Origin of the sequence: Kitasatospora sp. NPDC001309 (genome assembly GCF_042896295.1) — a bacterium.
GTDB lineage: Bacteria > Actinomycetota > Actinomycetes > Streptomycetales > Streptomycetaceae > Kitasatospora.
This window is the reverse complement of sequence record NZ_JBIAXC010000020.1, coordinates 86,613-104,369: the sequence shown is the minus strand read 5'-3', so window position 1 is coordinate 104,369 and position 17,757 is coordinate 86,613. Positions and strand designations below refer to the sequence as shown.

The following is a 17,757-nucleotide window of genomic DNA, read 5'->3' as shown; positions in this document are numbered from 1 at the left end:
TCCTCGGTGCTCACGGCGACGGTTCAGTGCAGCAGGGCGGTCGCCCGCGCGGGCTCCAGCGTCCGGGCCCTCCAGTTGACCACGAGCGAGCGGACCAGCAGCAGGACCGCCATGCCGAGCATCAGCGAGCTGCCCGCCTGGTGGACGCCCAGGGCCGAGCCGGCCGCGTACAGGCCGATCCGGACGACGACCATGCCGCCCCAGGCGGCCAGGGTGGCCTTGGTTCCCTTGACCATGACGTTGCCGTCGGCGGCCCGCCAGACCCGGACGGTCCAGCCCCACACCGTCCCCATCGCGAGGGTGGTGACCAGCCCGGCGGCGAGCAGGGCGCCCGACAGCGCGGTGTGCTGGTGGTCGATGATCTGGGGGTCGCGCAGCGCGAGCACGCCCAGGATCAGCGGGAGCAGCCAGAAGCGGCGTTCGGTGTCCAGTCGCTGGACGCGCATCTGGCGTCCGACGACCAGAACCACCACCGCGGCGATCACGAGGAGGTTGGCGAGGGATCCCATCGGATTCTCCGTCCCGGGAGAGGCGTGTTGCTGACCTCTCCGACGCTACGGATCCGGCGCTCCCCGCTGATCGGAGCCGGGGTGGACCCCGGGTGGAACCGACGGCGCGGGGGCCCTCCACCCGTGGGTGGAGGGCCCCCGTCGGCCGGCCGCGTCAGGCGTCGATGCGGGAGCGGTCCAGGGTGGCCGCCGAGTCCACGATGAACTCCTTGCGCGGGGCGACGTCGTTGCCCATCAGCAGGTCGAAGATCTTCTCGGCCTGCTCCAGGTCGCCCAGGTTGATCCGGCGCAGGGTGCGGTGGCGCGGGTCCACGGTGGTCTCGGCCAGCTGGTCGGCGTCCATCTCGCCCAGGCCCTTGTACCGCTGCACCGGCTCCTTCCAGCGCTGCCCCTTGCGCTGGAACTCCAGCAGGGTGGAGCGCAGCTCGGCGTCGGAGTAGGTGTAGTGGTACTTCTCCTGGCCGCGCTTGGGGCTGGTGAGCTCGATCCGGTGCAGCGGCGGGACGGCGGCGAAGACCCGGCCCTGCTCGACCATCGGCCGCATGTAGCGGTGGAAGAGGGTCAGCAGCAGGGTGCGGATGTGCGAGCCGTCGACGTCGGCGTCGGCCATGAAGATCACACGGCCGTAGCGGGCCTGGTCGATGTCGAAGGTGCGGCCCGAGCCGGCCCCTATCACCTGGATGATCGCGGCGCACTCGGCGTTCTTGAGCATGTCGCTCACCGACGCCTTCTGCACGTTGAGGATCTTGCCGCGGATCGGTAGCAGCGCCTGGAACTCGGAGTTGCGGGCGAGCTTGGCGGTGCCGAGCGCGGAGTCGCCCTCGACGATGAACAGTTCGCTGCGGTCGACGTCGTCGCTGCGGCAGTCGGCCAGCTTGGCGGGCAGCGAGCTGGTCTCCAGCGCGGTCTTGCGGCGCTGGGCCTCCTTGTGCTGCCGGGCGGCGACCCGGGTGCGGGCGGCCGCGACGACCTTCTCCAGCACGGCCCGGGCCTGCTGCTTCTGGTCCTTCTTGGCCGAGGTGAGGAAGGCCTTGAGCTCCTTGGCGACGACGGCCGCGACGATCCGGTTGGCCGCCGAGGTGCCGAGCACCTCCTTGGTCTGGCCCTCGAACTGCGGCTCGGCGAGCCGGACGGTGACCACGGCGGTGAGGCCCTCGGTGGCGTCGTCCTTGGTGATGTCGTCCTCGGCGACGCGCAGCAGCTTGGCGCCGCGCAGCGCCTCGTTGACGGTCTTGGCCAGCGAGCGCTCGAAGCCGGTGACGTGGGTGCCGCCCTTGGGGGTGGCGATGATGTTGACGAAGGAGCGCAGGGTGGTGTCGTACCCGGTGCCCCAGCGCAGCGCGATGTCCACGCCGAGGTGGCGGGTCACCTCGGTCGGGGTCATGTGGCCGAGGTCGTCCAGGACCGGCACGGTCTCCTTGAAGGTGCCCTCGCCCTGCAGCCGCACCACGTCGCTGACCGGCTTGTCGGGGGCCAGGAACTCGCAGAACTCGGCGATGCCGCCGTCGTAGTGGAAGACCGACTCCTCGACCTGCTCGCTCTCGGTGAGCCGCTCGTCACGCACGACGATGGTCAGGCCGGGGACGAGGAAGGCCGTCTGCCGGGCGCGGTTGTGCAGGTGCTCCAGGGAGAGCTTGGCGTCCTTGAGGAAGATCTGCCGGTCGGCCCAGTAACGGATCCGGGTGCCGGTGCGGGTCTTGGGCACCTTGCGGGTCCTGGTGGTGCCGTTGGCGGGCTCGAAGGGCGCGTCCGGGCTGGCCTCGGTGAAGATGCCGGGGGTGCCGCGGCGGAAGCTGATCGCGTGGGTGTGGCCGCTGCGGTCGACCTCGACGTCCAGCCGCGCGGAGAGCGCGTTCACGACCGAGGCGCCGACGCCGTGCAGACCGCCGGAGGCCGCGTAGGAGCCGCCGCCGAACTTGCCGCCGGCGTGCAGCTTGGTCATCACGACCTCGACGCCGGACAGCCCGGTCTTGGGCTCGACGTCCACCGGGATGCCGCGGCCGTTGTCGCGGACCTCCACCGAGGAGTCCGGGTGCAGCAGCACCTCGATCCGGTCGCAGTAGCCGCCCAGCGCCTCGTCCACCGAGTTGTCGATGATCTCCCAGAGGCAGTGCATCAGGCCGCGGCTGTCCGTGGAGCCGATGTACATGCCGGGGCGCTTGCGGACGGCCTCCAGGCCTTCCAGGACGAGCAGGTGCCGCGCGGTGTAGTTGGAACCGTCGTCGCCGGCCAGCAGCGCGGACGGCACGGTCGTTTCGGCACTCACGCGGCACTCTCCTCGGTGAAGTTCTGTCTCATCGGTCACATCCGGACGCATCCGGACCAACCGCCAGTGCAGCACGCCGCACCGACAGTCGTCGCTCTGTGTGCTCGCACCCCTGCGACGGGTGCACAGCACGGCGGGCCGGCCCCGCGCAGCTTGTACGCGCTGCGCGAACAAGGACCGCGCCCGGGCTTGGGCCCCGGGGGCGCCATCTCCTCCCGGTACCACCGGTCCTGGCGGATCGTGGGGTCCGGCACAGGCTCCGGAACTGCCGTTATGCAGGCTACCGGGGCCCGGGACGGGGCTTATGCTCCAACCCGGCAGAGGATTATGCTACGCGGACCTCGACCCCGGTCCCGATCGGACGTTCGAGCGACGGGCGGATCCCGGGATTCGGTACGCATGAACCACCGACGCCCGGGGCACCTCCTCATCAACACAGCAGAATCCTCAGAGAAGAAAAGCCACGAGCGGGAACGTTTTCGGCCTGGTTGGATGTTGACCCTGGTACGACAGCTCGTCGAGCTAGAGAAGAGGCGACGTGACTACTGTTCTGACACCTGCGAGCCCGCTCACCGCGGCGGACCGCTGCGACCGCTGCGGCGCCCAGGCCTACCTGCGCGTCGTACTCGCCAGCGGCGGAGAGCTGCTCTTCTGCGCCCACCACGGCCGGAAGTTCGAGCCGGAGCTCAAGAAGATCGCCGTGGAGATACAGGACGAGAGCGGCCGTCTCACCACCAGCACCACCGCGACGGCCGCCGAAGAAGAGCGCTGATCCCAGGCGCCGCCACCAGCAGCCAGCGTCGAGCTGTGTCCGGCCGCGCACCGCGCGCGACCGGGGAGCCGGGTGGTCGACCCCTTCGGGGGCCGACCACCCGGCTCCGCTGTTCTCCCGACCGCTCTCCCGCGTTCACCGCCACCCGGACCGCGGGGCCCCGGGCCGGAGCCGAAACGGCGTCAGGACGTCATCGCCCCATCACCCTCGGCGATGGTCAGAGCGCGGAGCGCACCGCGTCCGTGACCGAGGACACCCTGGTGTAGACCCCGGGGTGGGCCGCCTCGGCACAGCCCGTCCCCCAGGAGACCAGCCCGACCAGCCGGCCGGCCACGATCAGCGGGCCGCCGCTGTCGCCCTGGCAGGCGTCCTTACCGCCCTTCTCCTCGCCCGCGCAGACCATGCCGCGGGCGTCGAACTTGCCGTCCTGCCCGCCCGGGTAGGCGTGGGCGCAGGTCTGGTCCGCGACGATCGGCACGTCCACCCGGCGCAGCACCGGCGAGTAGTCGCCCCGCCCGCTGGTGTCGCCCCAGCCGTAGACCTGCGCCGCCGTCCCGGCCGCGTACGGTCCGCTCTCGCCCTGGCCGACCAGCTCGACCACCGGCCGGGAGCCCTGCGACTCGTCCAGGGTGAGCACCGCGACGTCGTTCATGTTCGCGGCGAAGTTGTAGTCGGGGTGGACCCAGATCCGCTGGACGGCCACCTCGTGGCCGGCCGAGCCGCGCATGTCGTCCCGGCCGACGACCACCTTGAGCCCCGGGCGGTCCACCCGGCCCTTGGCCTCGTCGTAGAAGCAGTGCGCGGCCGTCACCACCTTGGTCGGGGTGACCAGCGCGCCCCCGCAGAACTGGCCGGAGCGCCCGCTGCCGAACTGCTGGCGGCTGGCCAGCGCCACGATCCACGGGTGGTCGGCGGTGCTCACGGTGGCACCCCCGACGACCCGGCGCTGCGCCTGCGCCGGGCCGGCCGCACCGAGCGCCGCCAGCGGCACCGGAACGGCGGCGAGCAGCGCCAGCAGCGCGCCCCGTCGCCGCAGGCGGCGGCCGGTCCGGGCGACGGCCGGGACGACGGCGCGGTCGCTCCGGCGCGGGACGGGGGTCGGCAGGTCGACTGGGTCCGGGTCGGTCAGCACCGTCACTCCACAAGGCTCGGCAGCAGGCAACCGGCACAGCGTAGGTGACCGACTACACTGGGCGACCGCTTCCGGGTGTGCCGCCACCCGGACGAGCGACAAGCGCCACCCGGACGCTGACGCACCGCCCCCGAACGGCCCGAAGGCCCGGAACCGTGGGGTTCCGGGCCTTCGTCACGTACTGCCGCCGGTCGGACCTGCCGACCGGTCGGGCCGCCGATCAGTCCAGGTAGTCGCGCAGCACCTGGGAGCGGGACGGGTGGCGCAGCTTCGACATGGTCTTCGACTCGATCTGGCGGATGCGCTCACGGGTGACCCCGTACACCTTGCCGATCTCGTCGAGCGTCTTCGGCTGGCCGTCGGTCAGGCCGAAGCGCATCGAGACCACGCCGGCCTCGCGCTCGGACAGGGTGTCCAGCACCGAGTGCAGCTGCTCCTGGAGCAGGGTGAAGGAGACCGCGTCGGCCGGGACGACCGCCTCGGAGTCCTCGATCAGGTCACCGAACTCGCTGTCGCCGTCCTCGCCGAGCGGGGTGTGCAGCGAGATCGGCTCACGGCCGTACTTCTGGACCTCGATGACCTTCTCGGGGGTCATGTCGAGTTCCTTGGCCAGCTCCTCCGGGGTGGGCTCGCGGCCCAGGTCCTGGAGCATCTGGCGCTGGACGCGGGCCAGCTTGTTGATGACCTCGACCATGTGCACCGGGATGCGGATGGTGCGGGCCTGGTCGGCCATGGCGCGGGTGATCGCCTGGCGGATCCACCAGGTGGCGTAGGTCGAGAACTTGTAGCCCTTGGTGTAGTCGAACTTCTCGACCGCACGGATCAGACCGAGGTTGCCCTCCTGGATCAGGTCCAGGAACAGCATGCCGCGACCGGTGTAGCGCTTGGCCAGCGAGACCACCAGGCGGAGGTTGGCCTCCAGCAGGTGGTTCTTGGCCCGGCGGCCGTCCTCGGCGATGATCTCCAGCTCGCGCTTGAGCTTCGGGGCGAGCTTGTCGGCGGCCGAGAGCTTGTCCTCGGCGAACAGGCCGGCCTCGATGCGCTTGGCGAGCTCGACCTCCTGCTCGGCGTTGAGCAGCGGGACCTTGCCGATCTGCTTGAGGTAGTCCTTGACGGGGTCGGCGGTGGCACCGGCGACGGCGACCTGCTGGGCCGGCGCGTCGTCCTCGTCGTCGTCGGAGAGCACGAAGCCCTGCGACTCCTCCTCGGGCTCCGCCTCCTCGCCCGCCTTGTCGCCGGGCAGCGCGACGTCCTCGAGCAGCTCCTCCTCGCCGATGAGCTCCTCGTCGCCCTTGCCGGCCTTGGCGCCGGCGGTCTTCTTGGCGGCGGTCTTCTTGGCCGGGGCGGCGGTCTTCTTGGCCGCGGCCTTCTTGGCCGGGGCGGCCTTCTTCGCCGCGACGGCCTTCGCCTCGGTGACGACCGTGGTCGTCTCCACGACGGTGATGTCGGCGGACACGGTGGGGGCGGGCGCCGCGGCGGCGGCGACGGCCGGAGCCGCGACGGGAGCGCCGGGGGCGATCCGCACGGGCGGCTTGGTAGGGGCCGACGGAGCGGCCGGGGTCCGGGTGGTGACAGCCTTGGTGGCGGTGCGCTTGGTGGGGCTCTTGGCGGCAACGCTCTTGCGCTTGGCGCCGGCCGGCTCGGCCGCGCTGACCATGAGGTCCACGCCCTCCTCAATCAGCACCTGATTGAGGCTGCGCATGACGTTCTTCCACTTGGTGACCGGGATCTGGTCCGCCTCGAACGCCTGGCGCACGTCGTCACCGGCGATCTGCCCCTGGGCCTTGCCCCGCTCGATGAGCGCCAGCAGAGCCGCGGACTCGGCGATCTCGGGGGGAAGCGAACGGGATGTGCTGGCCGACACGAACAACCTCTCGGACGATGAGTGGACTCGAACCCGTACCGGCCGCCCGAGCGGGCGGGGAAGGAAATCGCGCGTCGGACGCGCGGTGTCGATTCCGACCGACTCGGGCTTGAGGACTGGGTTTGCAGGACGGCAGCAGCGCCGCGGACCAACACAGCATTCTGACATGTTGGAGTATTCCGGAGCTGCTCCCGCTCAGGAGACATCGCTGCTACTCGTCAAGTGTTACGCATGGCCTTGGTGTCGCGGGTCACACCGTTCGGTGCCCTCGACCCCGGGCCGCCATCCATCATCGCGCACTCGCGGTGAAGTCTATTGTCATGCGCGGAACATTGGCGGGGCGCGGGGCCGGACGCGGGCAGAACTCGGGCGGGACGTGGGCGGGCACGGGCTGGACCCGGGCGGGACGCCGACCCCACGCGAAGGCCCTCCGGCTGCGCCGCGCGGTGCGGCGGCCGGAGGGCCCTGGCGGAGCGGCCCGCACCCGGCGGGCCCGCTCGCGGAGAACAGCCCGCTCAGTGCTCCCGGGGGGCGGGGACGGAGGGCTCCAGCTCGGGGTGGACGGTGAGCAGCGCGCGCATCGCGGCCTCGCCCGCGGTGCCGTCGCCGGTGCCCAGCGCATCCACCAGCCGGGCGTGCAGGTTGACCGAGGACTCGGAGGGCCGCTCGCAGGAGATGGTCGGACCGCCCGAGACCTGCAGCGCGCAGGAGACGATCCCGGACAGGTGCTCCAGCATCCGGTTGCCGGCCATCTGCAGGATCAGCACGTGCAGCTCGGCGTCGGCCCGGGTGTAGGTGGACAGGTCGGCCTGGGCAGCGGCGTGGCCCATGATCTCGACCAGCTCGTCCAGCCGCTGCTGGACGTCCTCCCGGCCGTGGCCGGCCGCGAGCCGGGCGGCCAGCGGCTCGATCGCCCAGCGGAGCTCGAACAGCTCCCGGCGCTGCTCGTCCCGCTGCGGCCCGAAGGCCCGCCACTCGATGATGTCCGGGTCCAGCAGGTTCCAGTCGCCGACCGGGCGGACCCGGGTGCCGACGTTCGGGCGGGCACTGACCAGGCCCTTGGCCTCCAGCACGCGCAGCGACTCGCGGACGACGGTCCGGGACACCTCGAACCGCTGGCCGATCTCCTCCGGCACGAGCGGACGGTCGGCGCCGAGGTCGCCGGAGACGATCATCTGGCCGAGCTGCTGGACCAGCTGGCCGTGCAGACCGCGACCGCGGCTGCTGGTGGTCTTGCGGCCGACCCGGCCGATGTCGGACTCGGCGCCCTCCCAACGGGGCGCCGGCGGCATCGGCCGGTCGGCGTACGAGAAGCGGTCCAGGTCGCCGGGGCCGTGGATCGGCCCGTCGGCGGAACGGGCGGGGGTCATGGTGGGGTGCGCAAGGGTACTCACGCCTCCTTTGTCGGCGATCGGCAGGCGCAGCTTGAGAATTCTCGTGAAAAGCACACGAAAGGGTGATCGACCGTGACTGGATAATTGACTTCTTATCAGGAAGAACCGCGCATTGCGGTCACTGCTGGTCGATCTTGGTGCTTCGGGACGGCGCACCGCCCCGGGACGGGCGGTACCGGTCCGCAGCACCGGTACCGCGGCGGCGGGTCCGCGGCGCGGGCCCGAGGTCCACGGGGTGGGTCACCCATGGGTCACAGCGCGCGGCGGCGGGCCTGGACGAGCAGGGCGGCCAGCAGCAGGGCCCCCGCGGGGGCCGCGACCGCCGCGAGCAGCGCCGGGTCCGTCAACGCCGCGCCCCCGGCCGCCGCCTCGCGCGTTCCGCCGTACACCCAGCCGTAGGCCCACTCGACGCCGGACTGGAAGGGCAGCAGCTCCGCCGCCCGGGTCGGCCACGGACGGCCGGTGCGCCGCAGCAGCAGGGCGACGCCGGACTGCAGCAGCGGCGGCAGCGCGCACAGCAGCAAGACCCCGGCGGCGGCGCTGCGGGTCAGCGAGGCGGTCAGCACACCGGTCCAGGCGGCCACCACGGTCAGCAGGACGAAGGCCAGCAGCGCGCCCGGCACCCCGTGACCGGTCGCCGGCGCCAGCGGGGCGAACAGGCCCGGCAGGTCGGCCGGCCGGTCCAGCCCGACCGCGCCCAGTGCCGCGGACGCCCCGCCGGACAGCGCGCCCGGATCCGTCCGGGCCGCCACCGTCACGCCGTCCGGCAGCGCGAGGTGCACGGCCACCAGGTCGACCAGCAGGGTGGCCAGCGCCAGCAGCGCCGCCACCGGACCGACCACCAGCAGCTTGGCCAGCAGCAGCCGCACCCGGCGCCCGTACGCCACCTGCGAGGCCGCCAGCCCCGGGTGGCGCACCTCGTGGCCGTACGAGAGCGCGCCCAGCACACCGGCGCCGAGCGCCGCGAAGGGCAGCGGGATCAGCGGGACGGCGGCGGTCAGCAGGCGCACCCCGGCCGGACCGGCCAGTGGGCCGGGAGGGGCCTGGCTCGCCAGGACGGCGGCCACGACCGCGTCGCAGAGCAGGACGGCGGCGAGCAGCAGCCAGGTGGAACGCAGGCCGCGCAGGCGGCGCAGCTCGTAGGCCAGGACACGCACGGTTCACTCGCTCCGGTGGTCGTCGGGGGTGGCGGGGGCGGCAGCGGGGCCGTTGCCGGGGATGACCCGGCCGAGGCGGACGGTGTCGTCGGTGAGCAGGTCGGCCCCGCTCCCGACAGCGGGCCGCGGCTCGGGCGTGCGCACGGTCACGGGCTCGGCCGGGGGCACCGCCTCGGTCGCGGTGGCGGTGGCGGCCTCGGCCACGGTGCGGACCGGGGCGGTGGGGAGGGGCTCGACGGGGAGGGGCCCGGGTGCCGGGGCGGGACGGTCGCGGAAGAGCCGCTCCACGGCGACGGTGGGCGCTGGCGCGGGGGCCTGCTTCCGCGCGGGGGCGGCGAGAACCGGCAGGGCGGCCGTCACGGCGGCGACCGGGAGCGCCCGGGTGCTCCGGAGCGCGTCCTCGCGGGAACGGCCCTCCGAGGCGGGCTCCGGGACGGCGGCTGCGGGGAGCCCGGGCTCGGGGGCGGCGAGCTCGGGGGCGGGATCGGGGACGGGACCAGCGGCTGCCTCGACGGCGGCCTCGGCCTCCGGCTGGAGGGGGAGGCTGCCCGAGCGGCCGGAGGCCACCGGCAGGGCGGTGCGGGGCACCGGCTGCTCGACCACCCGGTCGGCCAGCTCGTGCAGCAGGATCCCGTGGCGGTAGGCGAGTTCACCGATCTCGGTGCGGTCGATGCCCGCCACCGCGATCCCCGCCCCGCCGTCCCGGCGGACCTCGGCGCCCTGACTGACCAGCAGGTCCGCGAGCCGTGCCATCTGCGGCCCCCGGACGGCCACTTCGGGGCTCAGCCTGGTCCGGCAGAACTCCGCCACCGGCTGGTCGGCCAGCATCCGGCCACGGTCCAGGGTCACCACCCGGTCCGCCAGCTGGGCCGCCTCCTGCGGGGTGCGGGTGGTCACCAGCACGGTTCCGCCCGCGACGGCGAAGGAGCGCAGGAAGGAGTGGAACCACTCGACGTTGCGCGGGGACAGGCCCTCGGTCGGGGCGTCCAGCAGCAACGTGCCGGGATCGCCGAGCAGCGCGGCGGCCAGCGAGAGCCGGCGGTGCATCCCCGGGGAGAAGGTGCGCAGCCGCTGTCCGGCGACGGAGGCCAGCCGGGTCTGCTCCAGCAGTTCGTCGGCCCGCCGGGTCGGGACCCCGACCGCCGCGGCCAGCATCCGCAGGTGGCCGCGCGCCTTGCGGCCCGGGTTCCCGGACACCGCCGCGGCACCTTCCCCCAAGGCCGGCAGCAGCACGCCGATCTCGCGCTCGGGGCGGCGGATCCGGCGGTAGGTGCGGCCCTCGAAGAGCGTGATGCCCTGGCCGCGTTCGAGTTCGAGCATCAGCCGCAGCGCCGTGGACTTGCCCGCCCCCTCGTCGCCGAGCAGTGCGGTCACCATCCCGGGCCGGGCGTCGAAGGTCAGATCGAGCACCGCGGGCGGGGCGCCCTTGCGATGGACCTTGGTCAGTCCGGTGATCTGGATCATCGCTGGCTGCTCCCATGCCCTCGGCCGACCTGTTCGACGCCAGCACATTAGGGGTCAGCAGCGCCGATTCCGGGCATTACCGAACCGCGACGGGCCCACCGCCTGCCCACCTCACCCGATCAGGGGACAATCCGATCCTGCGATTCACCGGAGGAGGCGGCCGGGGGACAGCCGTGTGGGCCGTGGGTCGACAAGCGTCCGCGGGGCGCGCCCTACGGCGACACGAAGACCTTGGCACCGGGCGGGAGCGGCTGGCCGACGCACTCGCCCCGGTACTCGTCGACGGCGGCCCGGCCCTGGACGGCGGTCTCGGCCAACTGCTCCTTCTCCGCGCTCAGCCGCTCCTCCACGGAGGCGATCGCCTGCGGGTCACCGTGCGCGGCCTTCAGCGCGGCCAGCTCCTTCTCGGTCCGTTCGGTGACCTCGGTGAGGTTCTCGAAGTCCGCGACGAAGGTCTCGATGATGCCTCGCTGCCGGGCGCAGTCGTCGGTGACGGCCATCGCAGGGCTCCCAGGGTCCGCAGGCCTTCGGTCCGGTGACCGAAGCGTCCACCGCCACTGTGCCCCGGTGCCGCCGGTCCGGCTCCCGGGCCGGGGCCGTTCGGTGGGGGCTCAGGAGTCGGGGCGGAGCATCGGCGGGTTGAGGACGGTCGCGCCGCCGGCGGTGAAGAGCTGCGCCGGGCGGCCGCCCTGGCGGGTGGTGGTGCCCCCGGAGGGGAGGAGGAAGCCGGGGGTGCCGGTGACCTTGCGGTGGAAGTTGCGCGGGTCGAGGGCGACGCCCCAGACGGCCTCGTAGACGCGGCGCAGCTCACCCACGGTGAACTCGGTCGGGCAGAAGGCGGTGGCCAGGGAGGAGTACTCGATCTTGGAGCGGGCGCGCTCCACACCGTCGGCGAGGATCAGGCCGTGGTCGAAGGCCAGCGGGACTCCGTCGGCCGGGCTCCCGCCGAGGAGTTCGCCGACCGGCGCCCAGCGGGCGCCGCTGGCGTCACCGCCGGCCCGGGGGGTCGGCAGGTCGGGGGCGAGCACCAGGTAGGCGACGCTGACCACGCGCATCCGGGGGTCGCGCTGCGGGTGGCCGTAGGTGGCGAGCTGCTCCAGGTGGGCACCGGCCGCGCCGGGGCCGACCGCTTCGTGGCCGGGGGCGGAGTGGGCGCGCAGACCGGTCTCCTCGGCCAGCTCGCGGGAGGCCGCCTCGGCCAGGCCCTCGTCCGGTCGGACGAAGCCGCCGGGCAGCGCCCAGTACCCCTGGTAGGGCGGCTCACCCCGTCTGACCAGCAGGGCGCAGAGCGAGTGGTCGCGCACCGTCAGAACCACCAGGTCAACCGTGACAGCGAACGGGGGGAAGGCCGACGGATCGTAGCGCGACATGGCGACGATCATAGTCGTCTCTCTGACGATAAGCACAGGCCCGTACGCGGAGCGCACAGCAGCCGGCCGCCGTCCGTCCGAGACGGTTCGCGCACGGGTGGTCCCGGCTCGGGAGCCGGTGTCAGCGGGCGACCAGTTGCAGGTGCGCGGGGGCCTCCTCCACCATCGCCACTCCGATCCGACTCACCCGCACCGAGAAGGGCTCCCCCGCCACCCGCAGGCCGGTCAGTTCGAGTTCGCCGAGCGGGGCGGTGCTGGCCGGGCGGACCAGGACCCGGCCGCCGGGGACGTCCGGCCGGACTCCGGCGAGTGCGAACACCGCGTGAACGGCTCCGGCCGCGGAGACCGCCGCCGGGCGGCAGGCGGCCGGGTGCGGCACCGGTGGGCAGCCGGGGGTGCGCTGCTCGCCCGCGTACATCTCCGGCAACCGCCCCTCGAAGTGGGCGGAGGCGGCGAGCAGGCCCTCCAGCAGGGCGCCGGCCTCGTTCTCGTGGCCGGCCTCGGCGAGCCCGGCGATCGCCAGCGCGGTCTCGTGGATCCGCACCGCGCCGCCGCGGTGGCCCAGCGGGTTGAAGCGGGGTGACTTGGCGCTGAGGGTGCGCAGGCCCCAGCCACTGTCCAGCTCGGGCGCGACCAGCCGCTGGGCGAGCAGCCGGGTGTGCTCGCGGTCCAGCAGGCTCTCGTGCCGGCCGCCGTCGGCGGCGAGCCCGGTGTCGAGCAGGTGCACCAGGGAGGAGGCGACGGCGGGCAGCGGCTGGCCGCCCGGGGCCAGCCCGGCGGCGGGACGGCCGCCGGAGAGGTCGTCGATCCAGAACCGCTCGCGGAAGCGTCCGCGCAGCCCGGCGGCCCAGGCCCGCCATTCCCCGGCGCCCGGCCTGCCGAAGGCCTCCAGGAGTTCGGCGCCGTGCAGGGCGGCGCGGTGGGCCTGCGCCTGCACCTCGGCACGGGCGGCGACCGGCTGGGCGGCGCGGTCCTCCGCCGGGCGGCCGAGGTCGGTGACGAAGCCGTCGACCAGGCCCTCGCGCAGGGCGGCCAGGGCCCGCTCGGCGGACGGGAGCAGCTCGGCGACCTCCGCCCGGGGCAGCCCCCAGCGCCAGGCCTCGGCCAGCACGGTGACGAACAGCAGGGTGGCCTCGGTGGCCGTGCAGGTGGGCGGCAGCTCGGGGCCGCCGTGCCGCAGGGCGCCGGGGAGCAGGCCCTCGGTGCGGCCGGGGGCGGGGGCGAGCTGCTGACGGCGGGCCAGGGCGCGCAGGGTGCCGGCCGCGAGCCGGGTGCCGAGCGGGAGCGCCAGCCGGGCGGCCCAGAGCGCGTCGGCCGGGGCGAGTCCGAAGCGCCAGGGCGCGCCGGAGGCCGGGTAGAGGTCGGTCGGGCGGTCCGGGTCGGCGAACAGCAGCCCGCCGAGGGCGTCCAGGGAGCGGTCGACCAGCAGCGTGGCGCGCGGGTCGTCGCAGCGCACCTCCGGTTCGGCCCAGGGCAACGGGACGCCGGTGCCGCGCCCGCCGGGCGGGCGCGGGCCGCCGGGGACACTCTCCAGTTCGACCCGTAGCTCGACCGACCAGCGGGCGCCGGGCTGGACCTCCAAGTCCCAGCGGAGCACCCCGGCCCCGGCGAGGACGGCGTGTGGCGAGGGCTTGGCGCCGACCACGGCACTGTGCACCGGGCCGGACCAGCGCAGCCCGGCCGACTGCACCTGGCCGGGCAGGTCGGGCGGGCGGTGCCCGGCGGCGATCTCGGCGACCGGGCCCAGGTCGGTGCCGAGGGCGATCTCCAGCGGCAGCCGCGCGGGCCGGGCGCCGGTGTTGCGCACCGTGACGGTCTCCACGCCGTCCGCGTGGCGCAGCCGCTCGACGGTGAGCGCCGGGTCCGGGTCGGGGTCGCCGGGGAGGCGGACGGCGCCGAGGAAGCGGGCCTGGGCGGTGCTGGTCAGGGTGCCCTGGAGCGGCAGCGGCTCCATCCCGCCCAGCCGCAGCTCCATCCGGGCCAGCACCCGGACGCCGTTGCGGTAGAAGCCGTGCAGACCGTGGCCGCGCAGCTGGCCGTCCGGGCCGGAGGCCGCCATCGCGGGGGCGTTGACGCAGAGCAGCGCGTGGTGGACGGCCGGGGGCTGGGGGCGCGGCGGGGCCGCCGGTCGGCCGGGGCCGGCGGGTGCGCCCGTGGGCCCGGCCGGCGGGACCTGGTCGGGACGGCCGACCGGTCTGGGCGCGCCGACCACGCTCTCGGCCGGCATGGCCTGCAGTGGCCTCATGGCGGTCACCGGACTCTCCTCCCCTCGGCGGTCCGGTGGCCGTCAGGCCGGTGGGCCGCGAGCATGCTCGATCGCGTGCTGGTGGTGCCCGGCCGACGGGGACGCTCCCGTCGGCGGTCGTGCCGTGTCTGGCCGTACCCGACGGTGGGCCGTGCCATGCGGTGTGCGGTACCGGTCCGGTACCGGCGCTCCGCGCCTTTCGCGTCGGGCACACCCGTCGTGCCCGGTACTCCGTCACACCCGGCGCCCCGGCCTACCTGTGACGCCCCGCCCGTGCCACCCCGCCCCGCGACCCGCGCCCGCCGGACACAGGGCCCCGGGGGGTGAACGCCGCGCACCGCCGCCAGGTCACGCCCGCCGGGACTGTCGCTGGTCGCACCCAGCCCCCGACGGTGGCGCCGCCCCTGCCGGGCCGTCACCGGAGGCCTGCCCGGGAGCTCGGAGCCGCCCCTGACCCGGGCCGCACTCCGGGGCCGGGGCGCTGCCGGCCGCCCGGTCCGCTGGGCGGAGGCGGTCGAACCGGTGCTCGACCGCGGTCAGGATACGGTGCGGGAGTCGCGGCGCCCGTACCCGGTGACCCCGTGAACCGCGACGCAACCGCTGTGACCAGCAGAGACCGAGGAGTTGCATGTCCACCGTCAGCCGGCTGCCCGGGATTGTCACGACCGACCACGTCTTCCAGGTCCCGCTCGACCACGCCTCCCCGGAGGGCGAGCAGATCGAGGTCTACGCCCGCGAGGTGGTGGCCTCCGGCCGCGAGCGCGGCGACCTGCCCTGGTTGCTGTTCCTCCAGGGCGGCCCCGGAGGCAAGGCCGCCCGCCCGCTCGGCCGGGACGCCTGGCTGGAGCGCGCCCTGGACGACTACCGGGTGCTGCTGCTCGACCAGCGCGGCACCGGCCGGTCCACCCCCGCGACCCGGCAGACCCTCGCCCGTCGCGGTGGCCCGCAGGAGCAGGCGGACTACCTCGCCCACTTCCGCGCGGACGCCATCGTCCGGGACGCCGAGCTGATCCGCCACCGGCTGCTCGGCGCCGACCGGCGCTGGAGCGTGCTCGGCCAGAGCTTCGGCGGCTTCTGCACCCTCACCTACCTCTCCTTCGCTCCCGAAGGCCTGACGGAGGCCTTCATCACCGGTGGCCTCTCCGGCCTCGGCAGTTCGGCGGACGACGTCTACCGCGCCGCCTACCCGCGTGTCGTCCGCAAGAACGAGGAGCACTACGCCCGCTTCCCGCAGGACGTCGAGGCCGTCCGGCGGATCGCCGCCCACCTGGCCGACTCCCCCGCCACGCTGCCCGACGGCGGACTGCTCACCGTCGAGGCCTTCCAGGTGCTCGGGATGATGCTCGGCGGGGGCAGCGGCTCCGGCTCCCTGCACTACCTCCTGGAGGAGGCCTGGGTGGAGGGCCCGGCCGGGGCCGAGCTCTCCGACACCTTCCTGGCCGGCGTCCAGGCCCGGCTCTCCTTCGCCGAGGGCCCGCTGTACGCCGTGCTGCACGAGTCGATCTACGGTCAGCGCTCGGTGGACCAGGGCGGCACCGCCTGGTCGGCGGAGCGCGTCCGCAAGGAGTTCCCGCAGTTCGACGCCCGGGCCGCGCTGGAGGGCGACGCCCCGGTGCTGTTCACCGGGGAGATGATCTACCCCTGGATGTTCGACACCGACCCGGCGCTGCGCCCGATCAAGGAGACGGCGGACCTGCTCGCCGCCCGCACCGACTGGCCCGACCTCTACGACCCGGCGCGGCTGGCCGCCAACACCGTGCCCGTCGTGGCGGCGGTGTACCACGACGACATGTACGTGGACACCGCCGACTCGCTGGAGACCGCCCGCGCGGTGCGCGGGCTGCGGACCTGGATCACCAACGAGTGGGAGCACGACGGCCTGCGGACGAGCGGCGGCAAGGTGCTGGACCGGCTGATCAAGATGGCGCACGGGGAGGCGTAGCACCCTGCCGACCGGTGGGGCGGCGGGCGGTTCAGTGCGCACGGTGGGCTCCTCCCGCCCCCTGTCGGGCACCGCGGCCCCGGTGCAGGCCGGCGCCGGACCGGACGGCGGCCGAGGCGCAGGCCGCCGCCCGGCCGAGGCGCACACCCCGGGTGGGCCGTGCCCCGGCCGCCGGCCCGCAGCCCAGGGCCGGGAGCAGGGCGACCGAGCCCCGGGGTCGACCGGCCGGCCCCGGCCCACCGGGGTGGTCGGGACCGCCCTGGCTCTGATCCTCCGGAGCCGGAGTCGGCATCGCGGTCGGCGTCGGGGCCGCGGAACCGCCCTTCCGGCGCCCGCCCCGGTGCCGTCGGCGCGCCTTGCCCGGCGAGCCTGAGCGCGGCCCGGGTTCGCCGCCCGGGGCCCGCTCGGCACCCGGCGGCGCCCCCGGCCCGTCCTCGGCCGCGGGCCCGGAAGCGCGCCGCACCGCCGCCGCGCGCTCCTCGCGGCGCCGCCGCTGGGCCTCGACGGCGGACAGCAGCGCCCCGGGCGTCATGCCGTCGTTCATCGACTCGTACAACAGCTCCGCCAGCAGGTAGCCCGGCGAGAGCCGCAGGACGTGGCCGAGCACCACCCGGGCGGTGGCCGTGTCCCCCGCGACCCAGGACGCCCAGGCCAACAGGGTGAGCGGGGCCACCGCGCAGCCCTCGTACGGCGGGACGGCCCGCCGTACGAGGAAGCGCCAGAGCCGCTCGGCGGGCGCGAGCTCGGCCGGCCGGACGAACTCGACGCCGCGGTCCCGGGTGAGGCGGTCGCGCAGGGCGAACAGCAGCCGGGCCGTCCGCTCCTCGTCGAGCTCCCGGGCACCGGCCGCGAACTCGGCGAAGGCCTGCTCCAGCAGTTCGAGACCCTGCTCCCGGGAGACCGACCCGGCGAGCGCCTCGGCACGGGCGAGCGCCTCGCGCTGCGCGGCGTCCGCCGGCGGGCCGACCGGGGCCAGCGCACCGACGATCGCCTTCCGGCTGCCGCGCGGCACGAGGCCGGCCACCGTCGCGGCGGCGGCCGCCGGGCCCGGATCGGGCCCGCGCCGCACCGGGTTGCCCGCCGGATCGCAGCAGCCCTCCCGGCGGCAGAGGAAGGACCACCAGCGGCCGTCCGAGACGCACAGCGACTCCTTGACCGCCACTCCCCTGCGTCCGAAGGCCGCGCGCAGTTGGTCGGCCAGCGGCCGCAGTTCGTCCACCGCGGGCGGGGCGTGCGCCGTGACCGGATCCTGGCAGAGGTAGAGGAGCACTTCGAGCGGCCGGCCGCCGTGCCGCTCGGAGAGGGCGACCAGCAGGGCGGCCGTCTCCTCCGCCGCCGCCGGCCAGTCCGCGGACGAGAGCGGGAGATCCGCCCGGATGACCCCGCCCTGGTGGAGGTCGGGGCCCTGGAGACCCACCGCGACGATGCTGTCGTCGGGGTAGAACCCCAGGAGATAGGGCAACAGCTCGGCCATATCGGCCGGACCGCGCATGACGACGGGCCGCTGCTCGGAAGCCGGACCCAGGGACAGGGTGACGTGTTCGTTGTTCATCGCGTTCATGGCCGCAAGCGTGGGCGCAATGCGCGAACGACTCCGGCACTTTCTTTTTTCCTGTGGATAACTCGGCCCCCGAATTTTCCT

The 17,757-nt window shown here is 74.5% G+C and carries 13 protein-coding genes; 2 read left to right on the top strand and 11 right to left on the bottom strand.

The features are described from left to right. Window positions 1-23 precede the first annotated feature (23 nt). Together ACFY2K_RS21210 and ACFY2K_RS21205 are read right to left on the bottom strand one after the other, a co-directional pair. Entirely contained in the window at window positions 24-509 is a 486-nt protein-coding gene (locus ACFY2K_RS21210; protein ID WP_375889290.1) for a DUF1453 domain-containing protein, read from the bottom strand. Between the two features lie 154 nt (window positions 510-663). Next, a complete protein-coding gene (locus ACFY2K_RS21205; RefSeq protein WP_380529964.1) occupies window positions 664-2,775 on the bottom strand; it encodes a type IIA DNA topoisomerase subunit B in 2,112 nt (703 codons plus the stop codon). Between the two features lie 538 nt (window positions 2,776-3,313). Between ACFY2K_RS21205 and ACFY2K_RS21200 the strand changes: the two genes are divergently transcribed. Then, window positions 3,314-3,547: a hypothetical protein gene (locus ACFY2K_RS21200; protein WP_375889296.1), complete on the top strand. Its 234-nt coding sequence runs from the start codon at window positions 3,314-3,316 to the stop codon at window positions 3,545-3,547. Between the two features lie 217 nt (window positions 3,548-3,764). Here the strand turns inward: ACFY2K_RS21200 and ACFY2K_RS21195 are convergent, their stop codons facing one another. The 8 genes from ACFY2K_RS21195 to ACFY2K_RS21160 form a co-directional block, all read right to left on the bottom strand. Further along, the gene (locus ACFY2K_RS21195) at window positions 3,765-4,685 is read right to left on the bottom strand and encodes a trypsin-like serine protease (protein WP_375889299.1); all 921 of its coding nucleotides are present in this window, start codon (window positions 4,683-4,685) and stop codon (window positions 3,765-3,767) included. A 214-nt stretch (window positions 4,686-4,899) separates the two neighbouring features. Further along, window positions 4,900-6,543 (bottom strand): RNA polymerase sigma factor, encoded by a 1,644-nt coding sequence (locus ACFY2K_RS21190; RefSeq protein WP_375889302.1) that lies wholly within the window; start codon window positions 6,541-6,543, stop codon window positions 4,900-4,902. A gap of 515 nt (window positions 6,544-7,058) precedes the next feature. Beyond that, complete coding sequence (locus ACFY2K_RS21185) at window positions 7,059-7,937, bottom strand: FadR/GntR family transcriptional regulator (protein ID WP_387713124.1); 879 nt, start codon at window positions 7,935-7,937, stop codon at window positions 7,059-7,061. A gap of 251 nt (window positions 7,938-8,188) precedes the next feature. Further along, the gene (locus ACFY2K_RS21180; RefSeq protein ID WP_387713121.1) at window positions 8,189-9,094 is read right to left on the bottom strand and encodes a hypothetical protein; all 906 of its coding nucleotides are present in this window, start codon (window positions 9,092-9,094) and stop codon (window positions 8,189-8,191) included. Window positions 9,095-9,097: 3 nt separating this feature from the next. Continuing rightward, complete coding sequence (locus ACFY2K_RS21175) at window positions 9,098-10,558, bottom strand: ATP-binding cassette domain-containing protein (RefSeq protein ID WP_387713118.1); 1,461 nt, start codon at window positions 10,556-10,558, stop codon at window positions 9,098-9,100. A gap of 212 nt (window positions 10,559-10,770) precedes the next feature. Next, on the bottom strand, window positions 10,771-11,058 hold the full coding sequence (locus tag ACFY2K_RS21170; protein ID WP_375889310.1) for a hypothetical protein: 288 nt from the start codon (window positions 11,056-11,058) through the stop codon (window positions 10,771-10,773). A 111-nt stretch (window positions 11,059-11,169) separates the two neighbouring features. Continuing rightward, window positions 11,170-11,928 (bottom strand): NUDIX domain-containing protein, encoded by a 759-nt coding sequence (locus ACFY2K_RS21165; RefSeq protein WP_375889312.1) that lies wholly within the window; start codon window positions 11,926-11,928, stop codon window positions 11,170-11,172. A 121-nt stretch (window positions 11,929-12,049) separates the two neighbouring features. After that, window positions 12,050-14,173 carry a glycogen debranching N-terminal domain-containing protein gene (locus ACFY2K_RS21160; protein WP_387713115.1) on the bottom strand — a complete coding sequence of 708 codons (2,124 nt, stop codon included), beginning with the start codon at window positions 14,171-14,173 and terminating at the stop codon, window positions 12,050-12,052. A gap of 628 nt (window positions 14,174-14,801) precedes the next feature. Here ACFY2K_RS21160 and ACFY2K_RS21155 point away from each other — a divergent pair. Next, window positions 14,802-16,115, top strand: a complete 1,314-nt coding sequence (locus ACFY2K_RS21155) for an alpha/beta fold hydrolase (RefSeq protein WP_387713112.1) — start codon at window positions 14,802-14,804, stop codon at window positions 16,113-16,115. 31 nt (window positions 16,116-16,146) lie between these two features. Here the strand turns inward: ACFY2K_RS21155 and ACFY2K_RS21150 are convergent, their stop codons facing one another. Continuing rightward, on the bottom strand, window positions 16,147-17,676 hold the full coding sequence (locus tag ACFY2K_RS21150; protein ID WP_387713109.1) for a DUF4192 domain-containing protein: 1,530 nt from the start codon (window positions 17,674-17,676) through the stop codon (window positions 16,147-16,149). Window positions 17,677-17,757: the final 81 nt, after the last annotated feature.